9 protein-coding genes are annotated in these 17290 nt (G+C 52.5%); 6 read left to right on the top strand and 3 right to left on the bottom strand.

The window, feature by feature from the left end; translation table 11 throughout:
- Window positions 1-44 precede the first annotated feature (44 nt).
- Window positions 45-482 carry an Npun_F0494 family protein gene (locus AC6EI9_RS05870; protein ID WP_498469564.1) on the bottom strand — a complete coding sequence of 146 codons (438 nt, stop codon included), beginning with the start codon at window positions 480-482 and terminating at the stop codon, window positions 45-47.
- Here AC6EI9_RS05870 and AC6EI9_RS05865 point away from each other — a divergent pair.
- The 4 genes from AC6EI9_RS05865 to AC6EI9_RS05850 all read left to right on the top strand — a co-directional run bounded on the left by AC6EI9_RS05865 (window position 481) and on the right by AC6EI9_RS05850 (window position 13151).
- The gene (locus AC6EI9_RS05865) at window positions 481-1053 is read left to right on the top strand and encodes a nucleoside triphosphate pyrophosphatase (protein WP_498469563.1); all 573 of its coding nucleotides are present in this window, start codon (window positions 481-483) and stop codon (window positions 1051-1053) included. The genes AC6EI9_RS05870 and AC6EI9_RS05865 overlap by 2 nt on opposite strands.
- 73 nt (window positions 1054-1126) lie before the next feature.
- Window positions 1127-1396 (top strand): hypothetical protein, encoded by a 270-nt coding sequence (locus AC6EI9_RS05860; RefSeq protein WP_498469562.1) that lies wholly within the window; start codon window positions 1127-1129, stop codon window positions 1394-1396.
- A gap of 302 nt (window positions 1397-1698) precedes the next feature.
- Window positions 1699-2115: a DUF8650 domain-containing protein gene (locus AC6EI9_RS05855; RefSeq protein WP_498469942.1), complete on the top strand. Its 417-nt coding sequence runs from the start codon at window positions 1699-1701 to the stop codon at window positions 2113-2115.
- 854 nt (window positions 2116-2969) lie between these two features.
- Window positions 2970-13151, top strand: a complete 10182-nt coding sequence (locus AC6EI9_RS05850) for a YadA-like family protein (RefSeq protein ID WP_498469561.1) — start codon at window positions 2970-2972, stop codon at window positions 13149-13151.
- 248 nt (window positions 13152-13399) lie between these two features.
- Here the strand turns inward: AC6EI9_RS05850 and psbC are convergent, their stop codons facing one another.
- Window positions 13400-14788: a photosystem II reaction center protein CP43 gene (gene psbC, locus AC6EI9_RS05845; protein ID WP_498469560.1), complete on the bottom strand. Its 1389-nt coding sequence runs from the start codon at window positions 14786-14788 to the stop codon at window positions 13400-13402.
- Entirely contained in the window at window positions 14772-15827 is a 1056-nt protein-coding gene (gene psbD / locus AC6EI9_RS05840; protein WP_006041823.1) for a photosystem II D2 protein (photosystem q(a) protein), read from the bottom strand. The genes psbC and psbD overlap by 17 nt, the downstream gene beginning before the upstream one ends.
- A 221-nt stretch (window positions 15828-16048) precedes the next feature.
- Here psbD and AC6EI9_RS05835 point away from each other — a divergent pair, with 221 nt between their 5' ends.
- Both AC6EI9_RS05835 and AC6EI9_RS05830 read left to right on the top strand, forming a co-directional pair.
- Complete coding sequence (locus AC6EI9_RS05835) at window positions 16049-16585, top strand: photosystem I assembly protein Ycf4 (RefSeq protein WP_498469559.1); 537 nt, start codon at window positions 16049-16051, stop codon at window positions 16583-16585.
- A gap of 6 nt (window positions 16586-16591) precedes the next feature.
- Window positions 16592-17281 (top strand): peptidylprolyl isomerase, encoded by a 690-nt coding sequence (locus AC6EI9_RS05830; protein ID WP_498469558.1) that lies wholly within the window; start codon window positions 16592-16594, stop codon window positions 17279-17281.
- Window positions 17282-17290 lie beyond the last annotated feature (9 nt).

Here is a 17290-nt window from a genome sequence, read left to right as displayed (position 1 = left end):
ACTTCGCATGAATTCTGGTGGCGTGTCAGTCATCCTTGGCTCACTCACCAGCGGGGGCGGTGTCGCCGACACCAGTGCACCAGACGGCTGCCAATGCCTGCTGAAGGAATCGCTTCAGGCCAGGGGATCAGCACCTCCCTGCCAAGAGGGGTCAGACGCACCCGTTCTGTGAGGCCCTGGCCGTCAACCTCCCGCCGCAGAACCCCCAGTTGAATCAGCCAGATGAGCAGATCCTCTGTCTCGCTGGCATTCAATCGTCGCCTGGTCTGTGAAGGCCAGTCTGGTCTTGCCACCAGTTCGCTGCTGCTCAGGGCGGCTTCTTCCACGTTGCGGTAAAAGCTGCGTTGGAACGGCAGGCAGCACACGGCCTGGCGTGCTCGCCTCATTGCATGCCGTGTGAGTTCGCTGGGGTTCTGAAGAGTCACGCGTGACGTGCTGTCGATGCCATTCTCGTTCTCAGCGCCGCTAACTGAGATACCCATGTTGCTGCTGGCTTCAGCGTCCCCGGCAAGACGTCGTCTTCTCGAGCAGGCGGCCATTCCCCATCGCGTCGAGATCAGCGGTGTCGATGAAGAGGCCATTCAAGATTCCGATCCGATCGCACTGGTCAGGCGTCTGGCTCAGGCCAAGGCGCTGGCCGTCCGCAGCAAGCTCCAAGACGATGACATCACAGCCGTGCTCGGATGTGATTCGTTGTTTGTCTTTGCTGGAGAGGTGTATGGAAAGCCAGCCGATCCCGCGCAGGCTGTGCAACGTTGGCAACGCATGTGTGGCGCCTGGGGTGATCTGCACACGGGCCACTGCCTGATATCAGGTCTTGGTGCGACATCGCAAGAGTCGCTGATTGAGTGTGTGACCACCAGGGTGATGTTTGCTGATCTCAGCGATCAGGAGATCGCAGCGTATGTCGCCAGTGGTGAACCGCTTCGCTGTGCAGGGGGCTTTGCACTGGAGGGCCTTGGAGGCTCCTTTGTGGAGCGTCTCGATGGCTGTTATTCGAATGTGATCGGCCTCAGTTTGCCGCTGTTGCGGCGTTGGTTACCGCAGGTTTGATACATGGCAAGAGGGAGCGTTGCCATTTTTCGCTGGCCGTAGCTAAGTCAAAGACAGCTGTTCGTTTGTGGTTATGACTCGTTTGATTGGTCTTGTCATTCCTGTTGTCTCGTTGGCCTTGATTCCGCCGGCATCAGCGCTTGAGCCTCTGCAACGTTCCCTGGCCAATTCACCTGTGTTGGCATCAACGGCGCAACCACTGGATCTTTCATCAGAGCAGACCCACTTCAGCGAGTCTTCCAAGCGTTTTGGAGACACTGATGCTTCATTGGCTATGCCGGTTGCGCCAGGAGAGAAGGGCCGGCCTCCTGCTGGTCACTCCTTGCTTGACCTCAACTTCTGATCTTTTCAAGAAGGATTAGGTTGAATTGATATGAGTTGCTGAGCATTAATGATTTTGGGAACCAGTCGTCATCTGTTCGCCTGATATGGTTAGTGCCCTTCAGAAGAATGACTCTATACGTTCAATCTCTTGGGCTCGCGGTTTGCCAGGGTTGGTTGATGAGGTCCATGGCCTAGTCATTAATCCTGAAATATTCAACAAGTGATCGAACTGCATTTATTGGCACTTTTGTGGGGATTTGATGTCAATTCAGGCTGGTCCTTTGCCTTTTTTTTAAAGTTGGCTTTCTTGGCAAGTTGGCAATGCTGAAACATAAGATTTCTTCGCTCCCCTTAGTTGTTTTATCAATCCCTTTGCTGTGGTCTTCCACAGCTCCGCTTGGGTTTGCCCAGCCACAAGGGAATGTTAAAGCCATGTCTCAGCAAGAGTTGCAGTCTTCGCTGTTTCAGGCTGCGCTGACAGTTTGCTTTCTTCGAGGCAATAGTATCGACTTTAAGTTAGCTCTCAGCGCAGCAACGATTCCTGTTGTCCAGGTTTTAAAAAATCGTTATGACGGTAGGATTGAAGGTTTTGAGAGTACGTTTAGTGATAACGCGTGGATTAAGTATTTCGGCGTCAAAATCAGTGAAATTTCACTTTCCTATTGTTCTAAAGTGATTCCTCCGAATGTGTCTGAGGAATTGTCTGATTTCAAGAATTTCAAGAATCTCAAGAAGTGATCTTAAGGGCTATTGATTAAGACTCGAAAGATTGCAATGAGTTAATCGAAGACAAATTTTTAGTTGTGTTCAAAAGATGCTTTTTGCTCATGTCCTCTTGGTTGATTCGTTTGGACATCGTCGAAGTTTGAACCCGGTGGTGGAGGTTTGAAGCCTGTGCTTGCGGATCGGTAAGGTGGTCAGCCTGGTCCTATTGCTGAGGCAAAGACTGTAGGAATCTTCTCTGCGGCGTTATGGATTTTCTCGGCATCGCAAGATTGTCTCAGCCAGATCGAATAGATGAAGAGTGTCGCTTTAGGTCTTAAAGCTCAATCACAGATGTCCGATCAGCGGCAAACTTTGCGTTATGGATGGCATCTGGAGCATATTCACCTTGGCAATGAATTCAGTGTTTTGAAATGGACATCTAGAGAAATCTGTCCGTTGCCTGTAGTCAATTAGGTTGGGATTCGTCTCAACGTAAGTTTGATAGTTGGCCGACGATTCTTGAGCCCCTTGGTTATAAAGTATTTCATCTTCATAGCCCTAGCTCTCTTAGTGGATTGGCTTTTTAAGCAAGTTTGATGAAACATCTGATCGACTTGATTTGAAAAATCCAGGGCCAGGCCGCCGGTTCCTCCCTGAGACACAGCCAGGTTCTGTAGGCATTCCGATCAATACTCAAGTAGCAGGAATGATCATTTTTTCTGCATGGCTAGAACATTACGTCGAAAGCAATCATTCAAAAGATTTGATGATCGTTGTTGCCTTTAATCTTGGAGACTCTTTGAGTCTTACCTGAGATTGGTTGTAAAGCCTGACAATTCATGTCGGATTCTCAGAAATCTCTAAGGTTTTTTGAAATGTAGACATCCGTGAAAGCCCGATCTCTAAAACTGGGTTTAACCGTCCTACAGGGTGGTTTATGGGTTTTTGGGCAGGTTGCTCTTCACGCCGAAAGTTTCAGCGCGCCCAACGGCGCAACCTCATCGGGAGTTGATTCTGTTGCTATCGGTGAATCTGCCGCTGCCGCTGGGAATTCAGCGACTGCAGTGGGTCTCTCGAGCAATGCCTCTCAGGACAGTTCGGTCTCCATCGGTAATGGAAGCAATGCAACAGCTGCTTCGGCGACAGCGATCGGTAAGGCAGCAACAGCATCGAATGCCAATGCATTAGCGATTGGTACAAGCTCTGCTTCAGATCAAGCGAATGCAACGGCGGTAGGAACCAATGCCAATGCTTCCGGCATTAATGCGACGGCGATTGGCACAAGCGCCAATGCCAATCAAGCCAATGCGGCAGCACTGGGAACAACAGCTGTTGCCGGTGGAGCGAATGCAACGGCGGTAGGAACCAATGCCAATGCTTCCGGCATTAATGCGACGGCGATTGGCACAAGCGCCAATGCCAATCAAGCCAATGCGGCAGCACTGGGAACAACAGCTGTTGCCGGTGGAGCGAATGCAACGGCGGTAGGAACCAATGCCAATGCTTCCGGCATTAATGCGACGGCGATTGGCACGAGCGCCAATGCCAATCAAGCCAATGCGGCAGCACTGGGAACAACAGCTGTTGCCGGTGGAGCGAATGCAACGGCGGTAGGAACCAATGCCAATGCTTCCGGCATTAATGCGACGGCGATTGGCACGAGCGCCAATGCCAATCAAGCCAATGCGGCAGCACTGGGAACAACAGCTGTTGCCGGTGGAGCGAATGCAACGGCGGTAGGAACCAATGCCAATGCTTCCGGCATTAATGCGACGGCGATTGGCACGAGCGCCAATGCCAATCAAGCCAATGCGGCAGCACTGGGAACAACAGCTGTTGCCGGTGGAGCGAATGCAACGGCGGTAGGAACCAATGCCAATGCTTCCGGCATTAATGCGACGGCGATTGGCACGAGCGCCAATGCCAATCAAGCCAATGCGGCAGCACTGGGAACAACAGCTGTTGCCGGTGGAGCGAATGCAACGGCGATTGGCGCCAGTTCTGCAGCCAGCAAAGCCAACTCCACGGCCGTGGGTGCTGGTTCGCAAGCAACGGCTGCGAATAGCGCTGCTTTTGGTAGCGATTCGACTGCAAGTAGTAATAACTCTGTTGCCATTGGCACGAATGCAACTGCGGCGGATTTGAACGCTGCAGCGATCGGTGTCGACTCCTCCGCTAATGGCACCAATTCAACGGCTCTCGGTGTTGGAACCAAGGCTTCTGGATCTAACGCATTTGCGGGTGGCGCCAATGCCAGTGCATCAGGTACCAATTCCATGGCACTGGGCGCTGCTTCGATTTCCAATCAAACCAACTCAGTCGCACTTGGCACATCAGCTGTAAGTTCAGCGGTTGGTGCGACTTCACTGGGTTCAGGCTCAAAAGCCTCGGGCGCTAATGGCGTTTCCCTTGGGCCTGGATCCAATTCAGCAGCCAGCAATGCTCTGAGTGTTGGCTCAAGCTCTTGTGCGATAGCCAGTAATTCAACGGCATTGGGAGTTGGTGCACAGGCGACGGGAGTGAATAGCACTGCGTTGGGAGCTGGCTCATCAGCAACACTCCCCAATCAATTCACTCTTGGAACAAGCGATAGCGCCTATTACATGCCTGGGCTTGGCACTAACGGTTCAGTTTCAGCGCCAACAGCGACAACTTCTAATTCCAATGTGTCTGGTTATGTTTGGTCTTACAAAGTAGCTGGAAGTAACACGAAGTCATACATGGCTGTTCCAGATGCAAACTCAAGCAGTCCATCTGCTGCGGCAAGTTATATTAAATCAAATGAATATAATCTCACTGGAGATACGATCACGATAGGTATTTTAAGCAATACATTAATTAGTTACACTCAGCAAACTAACTATAGTAACTATACTGATCTTAGTAGCCAAAACTGGACAGCGGCTCCTTCAGACTTTTACGCCTCTTCTTCTGTTGTTGCTCCAAATGGAAAATTATATAGTTCCCCGAACACTACTAGCTCTACTTCTAATGCTGTTTGGTATTTGCAGGGTGATTATGCGGTCAGCGTTCAGAATAAGACGACCATAGCAGCTGCAAATTGCAATCAAGTTTCATGGAATGCTCCAAATTTCACCTCTAATTCTTGCACCCCAATTCCCAATAGTACTTGGAGTCATGAGGGCACCGGAAATGCGCATAGCGCAAATACTTCGAACCAATCATGGTACTACTCGAATGGTGTTAACGCTCCTAATGCGTCATCTTCGAGTTCAAGTTATATGGACTCAAATGGCTCGTTGTCTTCCTCGTCTTCTGTTTCCACCTCTTCTGTTTACCCTTCGTTTGTTTCTTCGTTAGGTGCTGCAAGTCAGTTTTTGGCTGGTGCTGGTCAAGCTCAATCTGTAGGCAGTGCCGCAGCTGGCTATCTATCTAATGGTCTGGCTGGAACTTGCATTACGAGTAAAGGCGCCAATACCTCTGGTGGTGATGAAGCCCTCTCTATTACCGGTGGAGATATTACGGTCATTGGTGATGCGTTCTTGCTTTCGATTGAAAGTGCTGATGTTGAGGAATTTTCTGGCGAAATAACTGCACTTCTCGTTGATGGCACTGTTGATTGTGGAGGGATTTGTGGAGGTGGAGGAACCGCAGATGGTAATGCAAACCTTTTTGCTGCTGGAGAAATTGAATTTACTGGTATCAACGCGGAAGATGTCAATTTACATATCGATAATGACCTTGACTATTGGGATCAAAGCCTTAATGAGAAAGAATCTCTTGATATTTATAATTGCGGACCTTCCGACCAGGGCTATGGAGTTGGCGATTTAGGTGCGACTCAATCTGCATATAACGCCGACACCGCAATTGGTAAGTCTGCTAAGGCCGATGGCGCAGCTAATTCATCTGGTGCTACCGCGATCGGATATGAATCTTATGCCACGGAAGCCTATACCACTGCAATTGGAGCCTCTGCTTATGTTAATGAATCGAGTTCAACAGCCGTCGGTTTTGGCGCGAATGTCACTGCAATAAATTCAGTTGCCGTTGGAGCGAATTCAACCGTTTCGGCTGACGCTAACGGTGCCACTGCTATTGGGTATGGATCTTATTCTAAGTCTAATGATTCAACAGCCGTAGGAAGGAATGCTGTTGCACATGGGGATAAGGGTGCTACTGCCTTGGGCAGTTTTGCAGGTGCTACAGGAACTAATTCATTGGCTCTTGGTTTCACTGCTATTTCCTCGAGCACCGGCTCGATTGCAACTGGCGCGGGATCTTCGTCTACTGGAGAAAACGCAATAGCAACTGGCGTTGGCGCTAATGCTTCTGTCACTAATTCAATCGCTATAGGTACAGGTTCTAAGGCCAATAATGCTAATGCCGTTGCGATTGGTGCAGGGTCTAAAGCAACAGGTGTGAATGCGGTGGCTTCAGGGGCTGGTGCAGAAGCATCGGGAAATAATTCTCTTGCATTCGGTGCTGGATCAGCTGCAACCCAAACCAATTCCGTTGCGATTGGTGCGGGATCTAGAGCAACAGGTGTGAATGCAGTGGCTTTAGGTGCTGGTTCAGAAGCATCTGGCGCGGATGCGCTTGCTTTCGGTTCAGCTGCTGTTGCTAACCAGAACAGAGCGACTGCTATCGGAGCTGGCTCAAAAGCGACAGGTAATGATGCAGTGGCTCTCGGCAGTAATGCTGAAGCTGCAGCAAATAATGCGATGGCATTGGGAACCAATGCCGCTGCCAGTGAAGTTAATTCTTTAGCCATCGGTAGTGGATCTAATTCTGCTGGTGTCAATGCCACCGCCCTCGGTGTTCGTTCCAGTGCTTCGGATACGAATTCCTTAGCTGTCGGTACTGGCTCCATCTCCTCCGCTGCAAATTCCACTGCGATCGGTGTGGATGCCAATGCCTCCGCAATCAATGCTCTTGCTTTAGGTAGTGGATCTAATTCTGCTGGTGTCAATGCCACCGCCCTCGGTGTTCGTTCCAGTGCTTCGGATACGAATTCCTTGGCTGTCGGTACTGGCTCCATCTCCTCCGCCGCAAATTCCACTGCGATCGGCGTGGATGCCAATGCCTCGGCAATCAATGCTCTTGCCTTAGGTAGTGGATCGGTTTCCTCCGGTACTAATTCCATCTCGGTAGGATCCTCAGCTAAATCCGCTGTTGTCAACTCCACCGCTGTGGGTAGTGGATCGAATGCCAATGGAGTGGATTCCATTGCGCTCGGTGCTGGCGCAGCCACCAATGACTCTGGATCAGTGGCCATTGGTGCAGGATCCTGTGCGTTCGCAACCAATTCAACGGCGATCGGTTTCAATTCCAGTTCCAATGGCACCAATGCCATTGCAATTGGAGCTGGGACCTCTGCCACATGTGCCAACTCCTTTGTGTTGGGTGCAGGTGCCATTGCCAACGGCGTAGGTGCTGGAGCGATTGGTTATTTGGCCAACACACAAGGTGTGGATGCCATGGCAGTGGGCGTTAAGGCTTGTGCTGTCGAAAATAATTCCATGGCGATAGGAACATCCGCCTGCTCAACGGGTGTTGATTCGATTGCTCTTGGTTTTAGTGCTTGTGCAAGCAACACCAATGCTTCAGCAATTGGTACCAATGCAACAGCCAATGGCACTAATTCCATGGCCTTTGGTGCTAATTCACGTGCTTCTGGCACGAATTCCACCGCGATTGGTGCTCAATCCTTTGCAGACCAGACCAACTCTTTTGTGATTGGCCCCAACACCGTTGCTTGTGGTGTCAATGCAGGTGCTATCGGTGCGAGTGCAAATGCCAATGGTGAATCTTCACTTGCGATTGGTGTTCAATCTTTCGCGAAGGAAGAAAGTTCTCTGGCATTAGGGACCAATGCCCAGTCCATTGGTACAAACTCAACAGCGATTGCTGTTAACGCCTCGGCCAGTGGTGCCAACTCAATGGCGTTGGGCAAGACTGCCAGCGCCACCGGTGTGAACTCGACAGCGATTGCTGTTGCTGCGCTGGCCAATGGTTTGGACAGCGTCGCTCTGGGTGTTCAGTCCAATGCCCAAGGCGAAAAATCAATGGCCTTGGGCACCAACACCTTGGCGAGTGGTGTGAATGCCACGGCTATTTCATCGAATGCCACAGCTGCTGGTAATAACTCTGTAGCCCTTGGCGTTTTCGCGAATGCTCGTTCTGAGAGTGCTTTGGCTTTTGGCACCAATTCTCTGGCTAATCAGACGAATGCATTGGCCATCGCTTCTAATTCAACTGCTGATGGACCCAATTCCATTGCCATTGGTGTGTTTTCAAGTGCTTTGAAGGCCAATGCTCAGGCATTTGGAGTTAAGGCCTATGCCGATGGCACCAATGCTGTTGCCATTGCATCGAACTCGAATGCCACTGGAGCGAATGCCATGGCCTTGGGTGTTGACTCAACTGCTTCAGGGTCTAATTCCACTGCAGTGGGTGTTGAGTCGAATGCCTCAGGCACGAATTCCACGGCTTTAGGTGTGGTTTCAGTTGCCTCTAAAACCAATACTGTTGCGATCGGCACCAATGCAACGTCATCAGGTGTTGGCGCGTTGTCGTTTGGTGCGAACGCGCAGGCAACGTCTACCGACACCATGGCTTTTGGTGTCAATGCCTCAGCAAACGAAGTGAATGCTACGGCGATTGGTCGTAGCGCTAAAGCAACCGGTGAAAATTCAATCGCGGTTGGATTGTTTGCCGAGGCTTCCGGCAACGTCGCTGTTGCAATTGGTATGAACTCAACAGCATTGGCCGAGAAGTCGATGGCGTTTGGAGCCTCTGCCAATGCTTCTCAGAACAATTCTCTGGCCATTGGCACCAATGCTTCGGCGATCGCGAACAACACCATGGCACTTGGTACGGATTCCGTCGCCAGTACCAATGCTGCTTTTGCCGCTGGTTTGCGTTCTCAAGCAACGGGTTTGGACTCCATGGCTTTGGGTCTTGAATCTGCGGCTGCGGGAGCCAATTCAACTGCGTTTGGTGTTAATTCCAATGCCAGTACTACCAATGCCTTTGCAGCTGGTTCCTTCGCCTCTGCACTTGGGATCAATAGCATCGCCTATGGCACCAGTTCTTTCGCCAATGCAGAAAATGCCATGGCAACTGGTACTCAAGCGAATGCCACCGGCATCGATTCCATCGCAGCGGGTGTTCTTGCTGAAGCAACTGAGCTCGGTGCGTTGGCCTACGGCGCTCGTTCCATGGCCACCGGTGTTAACTCCACCGCGATGGGCGCATCGTCTCGCGCACTTGGCGAAAATGCTTTGTCTCTGGGTGAAAAATCAGAAGCAACGCAGGATGATGCTTTTGCAGCAGGTGCCAAAGCGAAAGCAACAGCCAATGGATCAATGGCGCTTGGCGAGCAATCCACGGCGTCTGAAAACAATGCAACAGCGCTTGGTACTCAGTCCGTTGCATCTGGTGTGAATGCCATTGCCATTGGAACATCCACACTCGCCAATTCAAAGGATTCGTTTGCAGGTGGTTTTGATGCATCAGCACTTGCCCTGAATTCGATGGCACTGGGAAGTGGTGCCATCGCGATTGGAATTGATTCGTATGCTGCAGGACGACTATCCAATGCCTCCGGCCTTCGAGCATTGGCTTTGGGGACAAATGCTTCTGCCTCGAAAGAGGGAGCCTATGCAGCTGGATCTTTCGCCAATGCATCTGGCATTTCATCAATGGCACTGGGTTCTAATGCTGCCGCTAGTAACCTGTCTGCCTATTCAGCAGGTTCTGCAGCCTTCGCTTCTGGTTCCAATTCGATGGCTCTTGGCACTGAAGCTCTTGCAAGTGCCGATAGTTCTTATGCAGCTGGTCACTATGCAAACGCCAGCGGAACGAATTCGACAGCACTGGGCAGAAACGCTGTGGCTTCCGCTGCTGATGCTTATGCAGTCGGTGTTTCTGCCACTGCTTCTGCAATCAATGCACTGGCTTTTGGACCATTAGCCAATGCGAGCGGGGTCAACAGTTTGGCTCTGGGAAGCGATGCCAAAGCAAAGGCGACCAACGCTTTTGCAGGAGGTGTCGACAGTATTGCTCAGGGCATCAATTCAATGGCGCTTGGAACGAAAGCCTATGCGTTTGAAGATGGATCGATTGCTTTCGGAGTTGCGAGTCAATCCTTAGGCAAAAACACCTCCGCTTTCGGCACCAATGCAGTTGCGAATGGTAATGATGCCATTGCGTTTGGTCATAACGCTAATGCTAATGCGGCTGAAACGATTGCCTTTGGTGCTAATTCGAATGCACAGGCCGATTCCGCAATTGCTATCGGTTTCAATAGTTTCGCGAATCAGAACAGTGCGACTGCTGTTGGTCGCTTTGCCAGTGCAACGGCCAATCAAACCATTGCTCTCGGCTATTACGCCAATGCTGATGCCAATCAAGGCATCGCTATTGGTGATCGGGCTTTAGCGAATGACACCTTCACCATTGCTATAGGCTCGAATTCTGAGGCCACTGGTTCCCGAAGTCTGGCTATTGGATATAAAGCCTTCGCCTCTGGTGAGAATGCAGCAGCGATGATGGTCTGCTCTCAGGCGATTGGCCGCAACTCGATGGCCTTCGGTCAATTCTCATGCGCGAACAGCGATAACAGCTTTGCGATGGGTGTTGATGCTCGTGCAACTGCTGTTGATGCTTATGCAATTGGCGTCAATGCCAATGCCACACATACCAATGGTTTCGCGTTTGGCACCTATTCCAATGCACAGCAGGTCAACGCTTTTGCAGTTGGCCCTAACGCCTTTGCGAGTGGGATTAATTCCTTTGCGATCGGTCCCAATGCACGTGCAACGGGCAATGATGCATTCGCAATCGGTGTTGGTGCTGTAGCTGAGGGTGATGGCGCATTTGCTATTGGTGATGCTGCTTATGATGCACCAAGTGCCAATGATTCACTCGAAACTGGTGATGGAGCCACTGTTTTTGCCTCCAACGCTTCTGCATTTGGTACCTGCTCCTTGGCTATGCAGGCCAATGCATATGCCTTTGGTAGCCATTCCAACGCTCTCGCTCCTAATTCTTATGCCGTTGGTACGCGGAGCCAAACTGGTGGTACTCGCTCGATAGCAATTGGCGAAAATTCTCGTACTTACGGGACTACAAATTTCACCCAATCTATTAACTCAGTCGCTGTTGGAGTTGAGTCTCTGACCAATGGTGCGAATTCATCCGCATTTGGAACATCAGCCAACGCCAACGGACCGAATGCTCGAGCTTTTGGAACTGGCGCCAGGGCCAATGGTTATAACGTCACTGCCTCAGGAACAGGTGCAAGATCTTTAGGCGTCAATTCATTTGCAAAAGGTGTTAACGCTGTTGCGAATGGAACCAATGTGCGCGCGGAGGGAACATCTGCTGTTGCCTGTGGAGTGAACACTTCGGCATCGGGAACTGGCGCTAATGCATCAGGCGTTAATGCAGTTGCAAAAGGTGTTGGTGCTGTTGCCAGTGGTACCAATGTGCGTGCGGAGGGAACATCATCTTTCGCTAGTGGTTTCAATACCTCCGCATCAGGAACCGGCTCCAGCGCTTCAGGTGTGAATGCATTCGCTGCTGGTGTTGGAGCTACAGCCAGCGGGACCAATGTGCGCGCTGAGGGTACATCGTCTTCGGCCACTGGTGTGAATACTTCCGCATCAGGAACGGGTGCCACTGCTTCAGGGGCTAATTCCTTTGCCGTTGGTGTTGGAGCCATAGCGAGTGGCACCAATGTGCGAGCGGAGGGAACATCGTCTTCTGCCAGTGGCGTTAATACTTCAGCATCAGGACCGGGAGCCAAAGCTTTAGGGGTTAATTCGTTCGCACAAGGTGTCTCTGCCCTAGCGAATGGAACCAATACTCAGGCTTCTGGAGCCAATGCCAGGGCTATCGGTTTTAACGCAATGGCCCAGGGCGTTAATGCAGTTGCCGAAGGACGCAATGTGATCGCGATTGGTACTGGGGCTCGAGCTCTGGGTTACAACACAAATGTTGTTGCCATAGGAACCAATGCTTTTGCCAACGGCACCAGTGTTGTTGCTATTGGTGAGCTTTCCCGAGCTCAAAGTTCTTATGCCACTGCACTTGGTTTCAACTCGAGTGCGATAGCTTCGAATTCAATTGCGCTTGGACCTTCTTCCAATGCAGCGGCAGAACGCTCTGCTGCCATAGGAAGTGGGGCTTATGCACGTCACTATGCTGCGACAGCATTAGGTGATGATGCTGTTACAACGAAAGACCATCAGATTTCTTTAGGAACGAAAAAGTCTCCATATTATTTGCCTGGTTTGGCGAATCCTCGTTCGGGCTTTGTTAACGACAAATATCAAGAAATAGGTGAAAAGCGTTTTGTCACTTCAGATGTCAAAGGCAATCTGGGAACTTCAACGTTCAGTGTCGACGAGCTTCTGGACACGGTGAGTGCTGTTGGTGCCTTAAGTGCGTCATTGGGTGCTATCCCTCAGACCACACTCCTTCCCGAGGAAAATCTCCGCTGCGGAATCGGCACAGGTGTCTACGGCAATCAGTTTGCTGGTGCATTTGGTTGCGCAGTGAAAATGCAAGAACGTTTCTTCCTCAACGCTGGTTTGGCATCGACGCCAACTAATACGCTTGGCGGTCCATTGATGGGGAGGATTGGATTTTCTTTTGGCTTTGGTGGCAGACCTCCCAAGGCCCAGACGGATCAGTTGTCGAGCATTCCAGGTATGAATGGCATGACAGTCTCGGCCAAAGAAGTCCTTGGTGCTGGTGTCGATATTCCAGTGTTGGATCGTTCTTCTGATCAGGTTGAGCCACCTGTTGTTGCTGCCCTTCGAACCCAAGAGTCGTCTGAAATTGAGGTGCTTCGCGATCGGCTTGTAGAACTTGAAGCGGAGATCAAGCGTTTAACTTCAACAGAAGTCGGAGATGCTGATCGACGCATTGCAACCCTTGAAACCCTTCTTGAAGAGAAGAAAGAAAGCGAGCGTCGTCTTTTGTTGATGCTCTCCGAGATGAAGTCGCGCCTTGATGATCAACGCATCATGATTGATCGGCTTATCAAACGTATGGATTCTGAAGTTGGTCAGCAATCATCGTCACTTGTTCGTTGATTGGTTTGATCTGATGATCTGATTGATCGCGATTGGATGGATTCTCGGCAGTAGCTGATTGGCTTGCCTCTATTGATTGTTATGGCTGATTCCAAGCTTGGAATTCTTTAGCCGCTGTTTTCAGCCGCTATTTTCTCAGCTGTTCATGGAAGCGTTGTTCCTACTGCTTCCATTAAAAAAGCCCCACTGTGAAGTGGGGCTGGATGACGATCGAAAGATGTGATCTCGATTGGGTCTGATCGTGGTGATCAGTCGAGGTCTGGCATAGCCAATGAAGGCTCTGCCGAACGGTCGATACCCTTCTCGAAACCTGCAGCAGCAGCACGCGCGCGTCCTGCATGCCAGAGGTGACCCACCAGGAAGAAGAAGGCGAGAACGAACTGAGTCGCTGCAAGCCACTGGCGGATGTTCACGAAGTTCACCGAGTTGGGTTCGGTGATAATGCCGCCAACGGAATTCAGGGATGCGTTGGGGGCGTGAGTCATGTACTCGGCAGCACGACGAACCTGCCAGGGCTGGATGTCGTTCTGAAGCTTGTCGAGACTCAGGCCGTTAGGTCCACGCAGGGGTTCAAGCCAGGGACCGCGGAAATCCCAGAAACGCATCGTTTCACCACCGAAGATGATTTCGCCGGTGGGTGAACGCATCAGGTACTTACCGAGGCCTGTTGGGCCCATGGCGGAGCCGATGTTGGCGCCGAGACGCTGGTCTCTCACCAGGAAGGTGAAACTCTGAGCCTGTGAAGATTCGGCGTTGGTGGGGCCGTAGAACTCAGAGGGATAAGCGGTGTTGTTGAACCAGATGTAGGCCGAGGCGATGAAGCTCATGAAGCTCAGAGCACCAAGGCTGTAGCTCAGATATGCCTCACCATTCCAGATGAAGGCGCGACGCACCCAGCCGAAAGGCTTGGTGGTGACATGCCAGATACCACCTGAAATCAACGTGAGACCCAGCCAGATGTGGCCACCGATGATGTCCTCCATGGAGTTCACACCGATGATCCAGCCTTCCCCACCGAAGGGAGCGCGGAACAGGTAGCCGAAAATCACACCCGGATCGAGAGTCGGGTTGGTGATCAGACGGACATCGCCGCCGCCCGGAGCCCAGGTGTCATAGACGCCGCCAAAGAACATGGCCTTGAAGACCAGGAGCAAACAGCCGACGCCGAGAAGGATCAGGTGGTAACCAATGATGTTGGTCATCTGATTCTTGTCGCGCCAGTCCTGGGAGAAGAACGTGGAGTAGTTCTCCAGGATTTCAGGTCCGCGAAGAGCGTGATACAGACCGCCGAGACCAAGCACAGCGGAACTGATCAGGTGCAGAACACCGACGACAAAGAAAGGGAACAGGTCGGTGACTTCGCCACCGGGACCCACGCCGTAACCGAGTGTGGCGACGTGGGGGAACAGGATCAGACCCTGTTCGTACATGGGCTTGTCGAAGGTGAAATGGCTCACCTCGAACAGCATCATGGCGCCGGCCCAGAACACCATCAGACCTGCGTGGGCCACGTGGGCACCCAGCAGACGGCCTGAAAGGTTGATCAGACGGGCATTGCCGGCCCACCAGGCATAGCCGGTGGAGTCGAGGTCTTTACCGCCAGTGGCGATAAGACCGGAATTAAAGGGCGTTTCCACGGGGCAGAACCTCTTCAGGGAAGACGAAGTTTTCGTGCGGCTGGTCAGCCGGTGCCATCCAGGCACGCAGACCTTCATTCAGAAGGATGTTTTTGGTGTAGAAGGTCTCGAATTCGGGATCTTCTGCAGCGCGGATTTCCTGTGACACGAAGTCATAGGCGCGCAGGTTGAGGGCCAGGCCGATGATGCCGATGGAGCTGGTCCACAGACCCATCACAGGCACGAACAGCATGAAGAAGTGCAGCCAGCGCTTGTTGGAGAAGGCGATACCGAAGATCTGACTCCAGAAGCGGTTGGCGGTGACCATCGAATAGGTCTCTTCTTCCTGGGTGGGCTCGAACGCCTTGAAGGTGTTGGCCTGCTCACCATCCTCAAACAAGGTGTTTTCCACCGTTGCACCGTGAATGGCGCAAAGCAGTGCACCGCCGAGAATGCCGGCGACGCCCATCATGTGGAAGGGGTTGAGGGTCCAGTTGTGGAAACCCTGCAGGAAGAGGAGGAAGCGGAAGATCGCTGCCACACCGAAGGAGGGCGCGAAGAACCAGCTGCTCTGGCCGAGGGGGTACATCAGGAAGACACTGACGAACACCGCAATCGGACCGGAGAAGGCGATGGCGTTGTAAGGACGGATGCCGACCAGACGGGCAATCTCGAACTGACGCAACATGAAGCCGATCAGTGCGAAAGCACCGTGCAGTGCAACGAAGGCCCAGAGGCCGCCGAGCTGACACCAGCGAACGAAGTCACCCTGGGCTTCAGGGCCCCAGAGCAACAGAAGGCTGTGACCCATCGCATCAGCGGGGGTGGACACAGCAGCGGTCAGGAAGTTGCAACCTTCCAGGTACGACGAGGCGATGCCGTGGGTGTACCAGGAGGTGACAAAGGTGGTGCCTGTGAGCCAGCCACCGATGGCCAGATAGGCCGTTGGGAAGAGAAGAATGCCGGACCAGCCGACAAAAACGAAGCGGTCGCGCTTGAGCCAGTCATCGAGGACGTCAAACCATCCCCGCTGTGGCGCGCGTCCTACAGCGATCGTCATGAGTGAGAACGGGTGCGGATAGCCGCAGGCTGTGGGATACCCGGCGACCTTAACAATTTCAGAGAGGGTTGCGGGGGCGAATCCCTGCACCTGAAACCCCTTGTATCGGAACATTTCTTCGGGGTTTCTTTCGCTTTGGTTTCAGCCTTTGTGGCAGAGCTGCCGAACGTCGGCATCGATGCCGCTTCAGCGGTCACAATGGGCGCTGCTTCCGGGCTGTGATGGCCGCTGATCTGCTTGAACAACCTGTCGTCGGTTCACGGCGGCTGTCCAATGTCTTGGTTGCCGCCATGGTCACCACTGGTGGTGTCGGCTTTCTGTTCGCCTCGCTCTCCAGTTATTTAGGGCGTGATCTGCTTCCTCTCGGTCACCCTGCAGGACTCGTGTTCGTTCCCCAGGGCCTGGTGATGGGGCTGTACAGCATCGCTGCAGCCCTTCTGGCCACTTATTTATGGACGGTGATCGCCATTGACGTGGGTGCCGGCATGAATCGTTTCGATAAATCCTCAGGAGTCGTGACCATTTCCCGCCGAGGTTTTCGCAAGCCCATCAGTGTTGAGATACCGATCAAAGACATCAAGGCTGTCAAGGTCGAGGTCCGAGACGGCTTCAACACTCGACGCCGTGTGTCGTTGCGCGTTCAGGGTCGACGCGACATGCCCCTCACCCGAGTGGGCGAGCCACTTCCTCTGGCTCAACTCGAGCAGGACGGCGCTGAACTTGCACGCTTCTTGAATGTGAATTTGGAAGGGCTCTGAATGATCATGATTCGTCAATCTCTCAAGACGCTGCTGGCACTTGCCTTGTGTCTGCCTCTGCTGGTGAGCTGTGCGTCCAGCACAACGGCCTCAATACCGGTTGGTTGCGAGCAAGCCAGCAGTCCTTGTCTTCAGGGCAAGGCCAGCGTTGAGCTCACCACCAGCAAGGGCTCGATCACCCTGGAGCTCGATGGCGATGCCGCTCCTGCGACGGCTGGAAATTTCCTGGATCTGGTGCAAAGGGGTGCCTACAACGGCACCGTTTTTCATCGGGTGGTGCGTGACCCTGTTCCATTTGTGGTGCAGGGCGGCGATCCGTCCTCCAGTGATCCCGCGACTCCAAAGTCCCAGTACGGAACTGGCAGCTTCGTGGATCCAACCACTGGCCAGGCCCGCTTTGTGCCTCTTGAACTGTCCTTTGACGGCGAAGACCAGCCCCGCTACGGCCGCGTCGTTAGTAACCCCACTGAGCTTCTGCAGCTCAAACTCAGTCATCAACGCGGCGCCCTGGCAATGGCTCGCTCCCAGGCCCCGGATTCAGCCAGTGCCCAGTTCTACATCGCACTCAAACCCCTTCCAGAGCTGGATGGTCGCTACGCGGTGTTCGGTCGTGTGACCGAAGGTCTTGATGTCGTGGATGCCATCCGTCAGAACGACATCATCGAGAAAGCCTCGGTGTTGACCCCAGGTCTCTGATCAACGAGA

The sequence above is a fragment of the Synechococcus sp. MIT2312 genome, from assembly GCF_059772315.1.
The sequence above is the reverse complement of the archived record's forward strand: the minus strand, read 5'-3'. Positions and strand labels throughout refer to the sequence as shown.

What these genes read in the sequence shown, in the direction of transcription:
- AC6EI9_RS05865 (WP_498469563.1), top strand. Translation starts at nt 481, where the DNA reads ATGTTGCTGCTGGCTTCAGCGTCCCCGGCAAGACGTCGTCTTCTCGAG.
- AC6EI9_RS05870 (WP_498469564.1), bottom strand. Translation starts at nt 482, where the DNA reads ATGGGTATCTCAGTTAGCGGCGCTGAGAACGAGAATGGCATCGACAGC.
- AC6EI9_RS05860 (WP_498469562.1), top strand. Translation starts at nt 1,127, where the DNA reads ATGACTCGTTTGATTGGTCTTGTCATTCCTGTTGTCTCGTTGGCCTTG.
- AC6EI9_RS05855 (WP_498469942.1), top strand. Translation starts at nt 1,699, where the DNA reads ATGCTGAAACATAAGATTTCTTCGCTCCCCTTAGTTGTTTTATCAATC.
- psbD (WP_006041823.1), bottom strand. Translation starts at nt 15,827, where the DNA reads ATGACGATCGCTGTAGGACGCGCGCCACAGCGGGGATGGTTTGACGTC.
- AC6EI9_RS05835 (WP_498469559.1), top strand. Translation starts at nt 16,049, where the DNA reads ATGGCCGCTGATCTGCTTGAACAACCTGTCGTCGGTTCACGGCGGCTG.
- AC6EI9_RS05830 (WP_498469558.1), top strand. Translation starts at nt 16,592, where the DNA reads ATGATTCGTCAATCTCTCAAGACGCTGCTGGCACTTGCCTTGTGTCTG.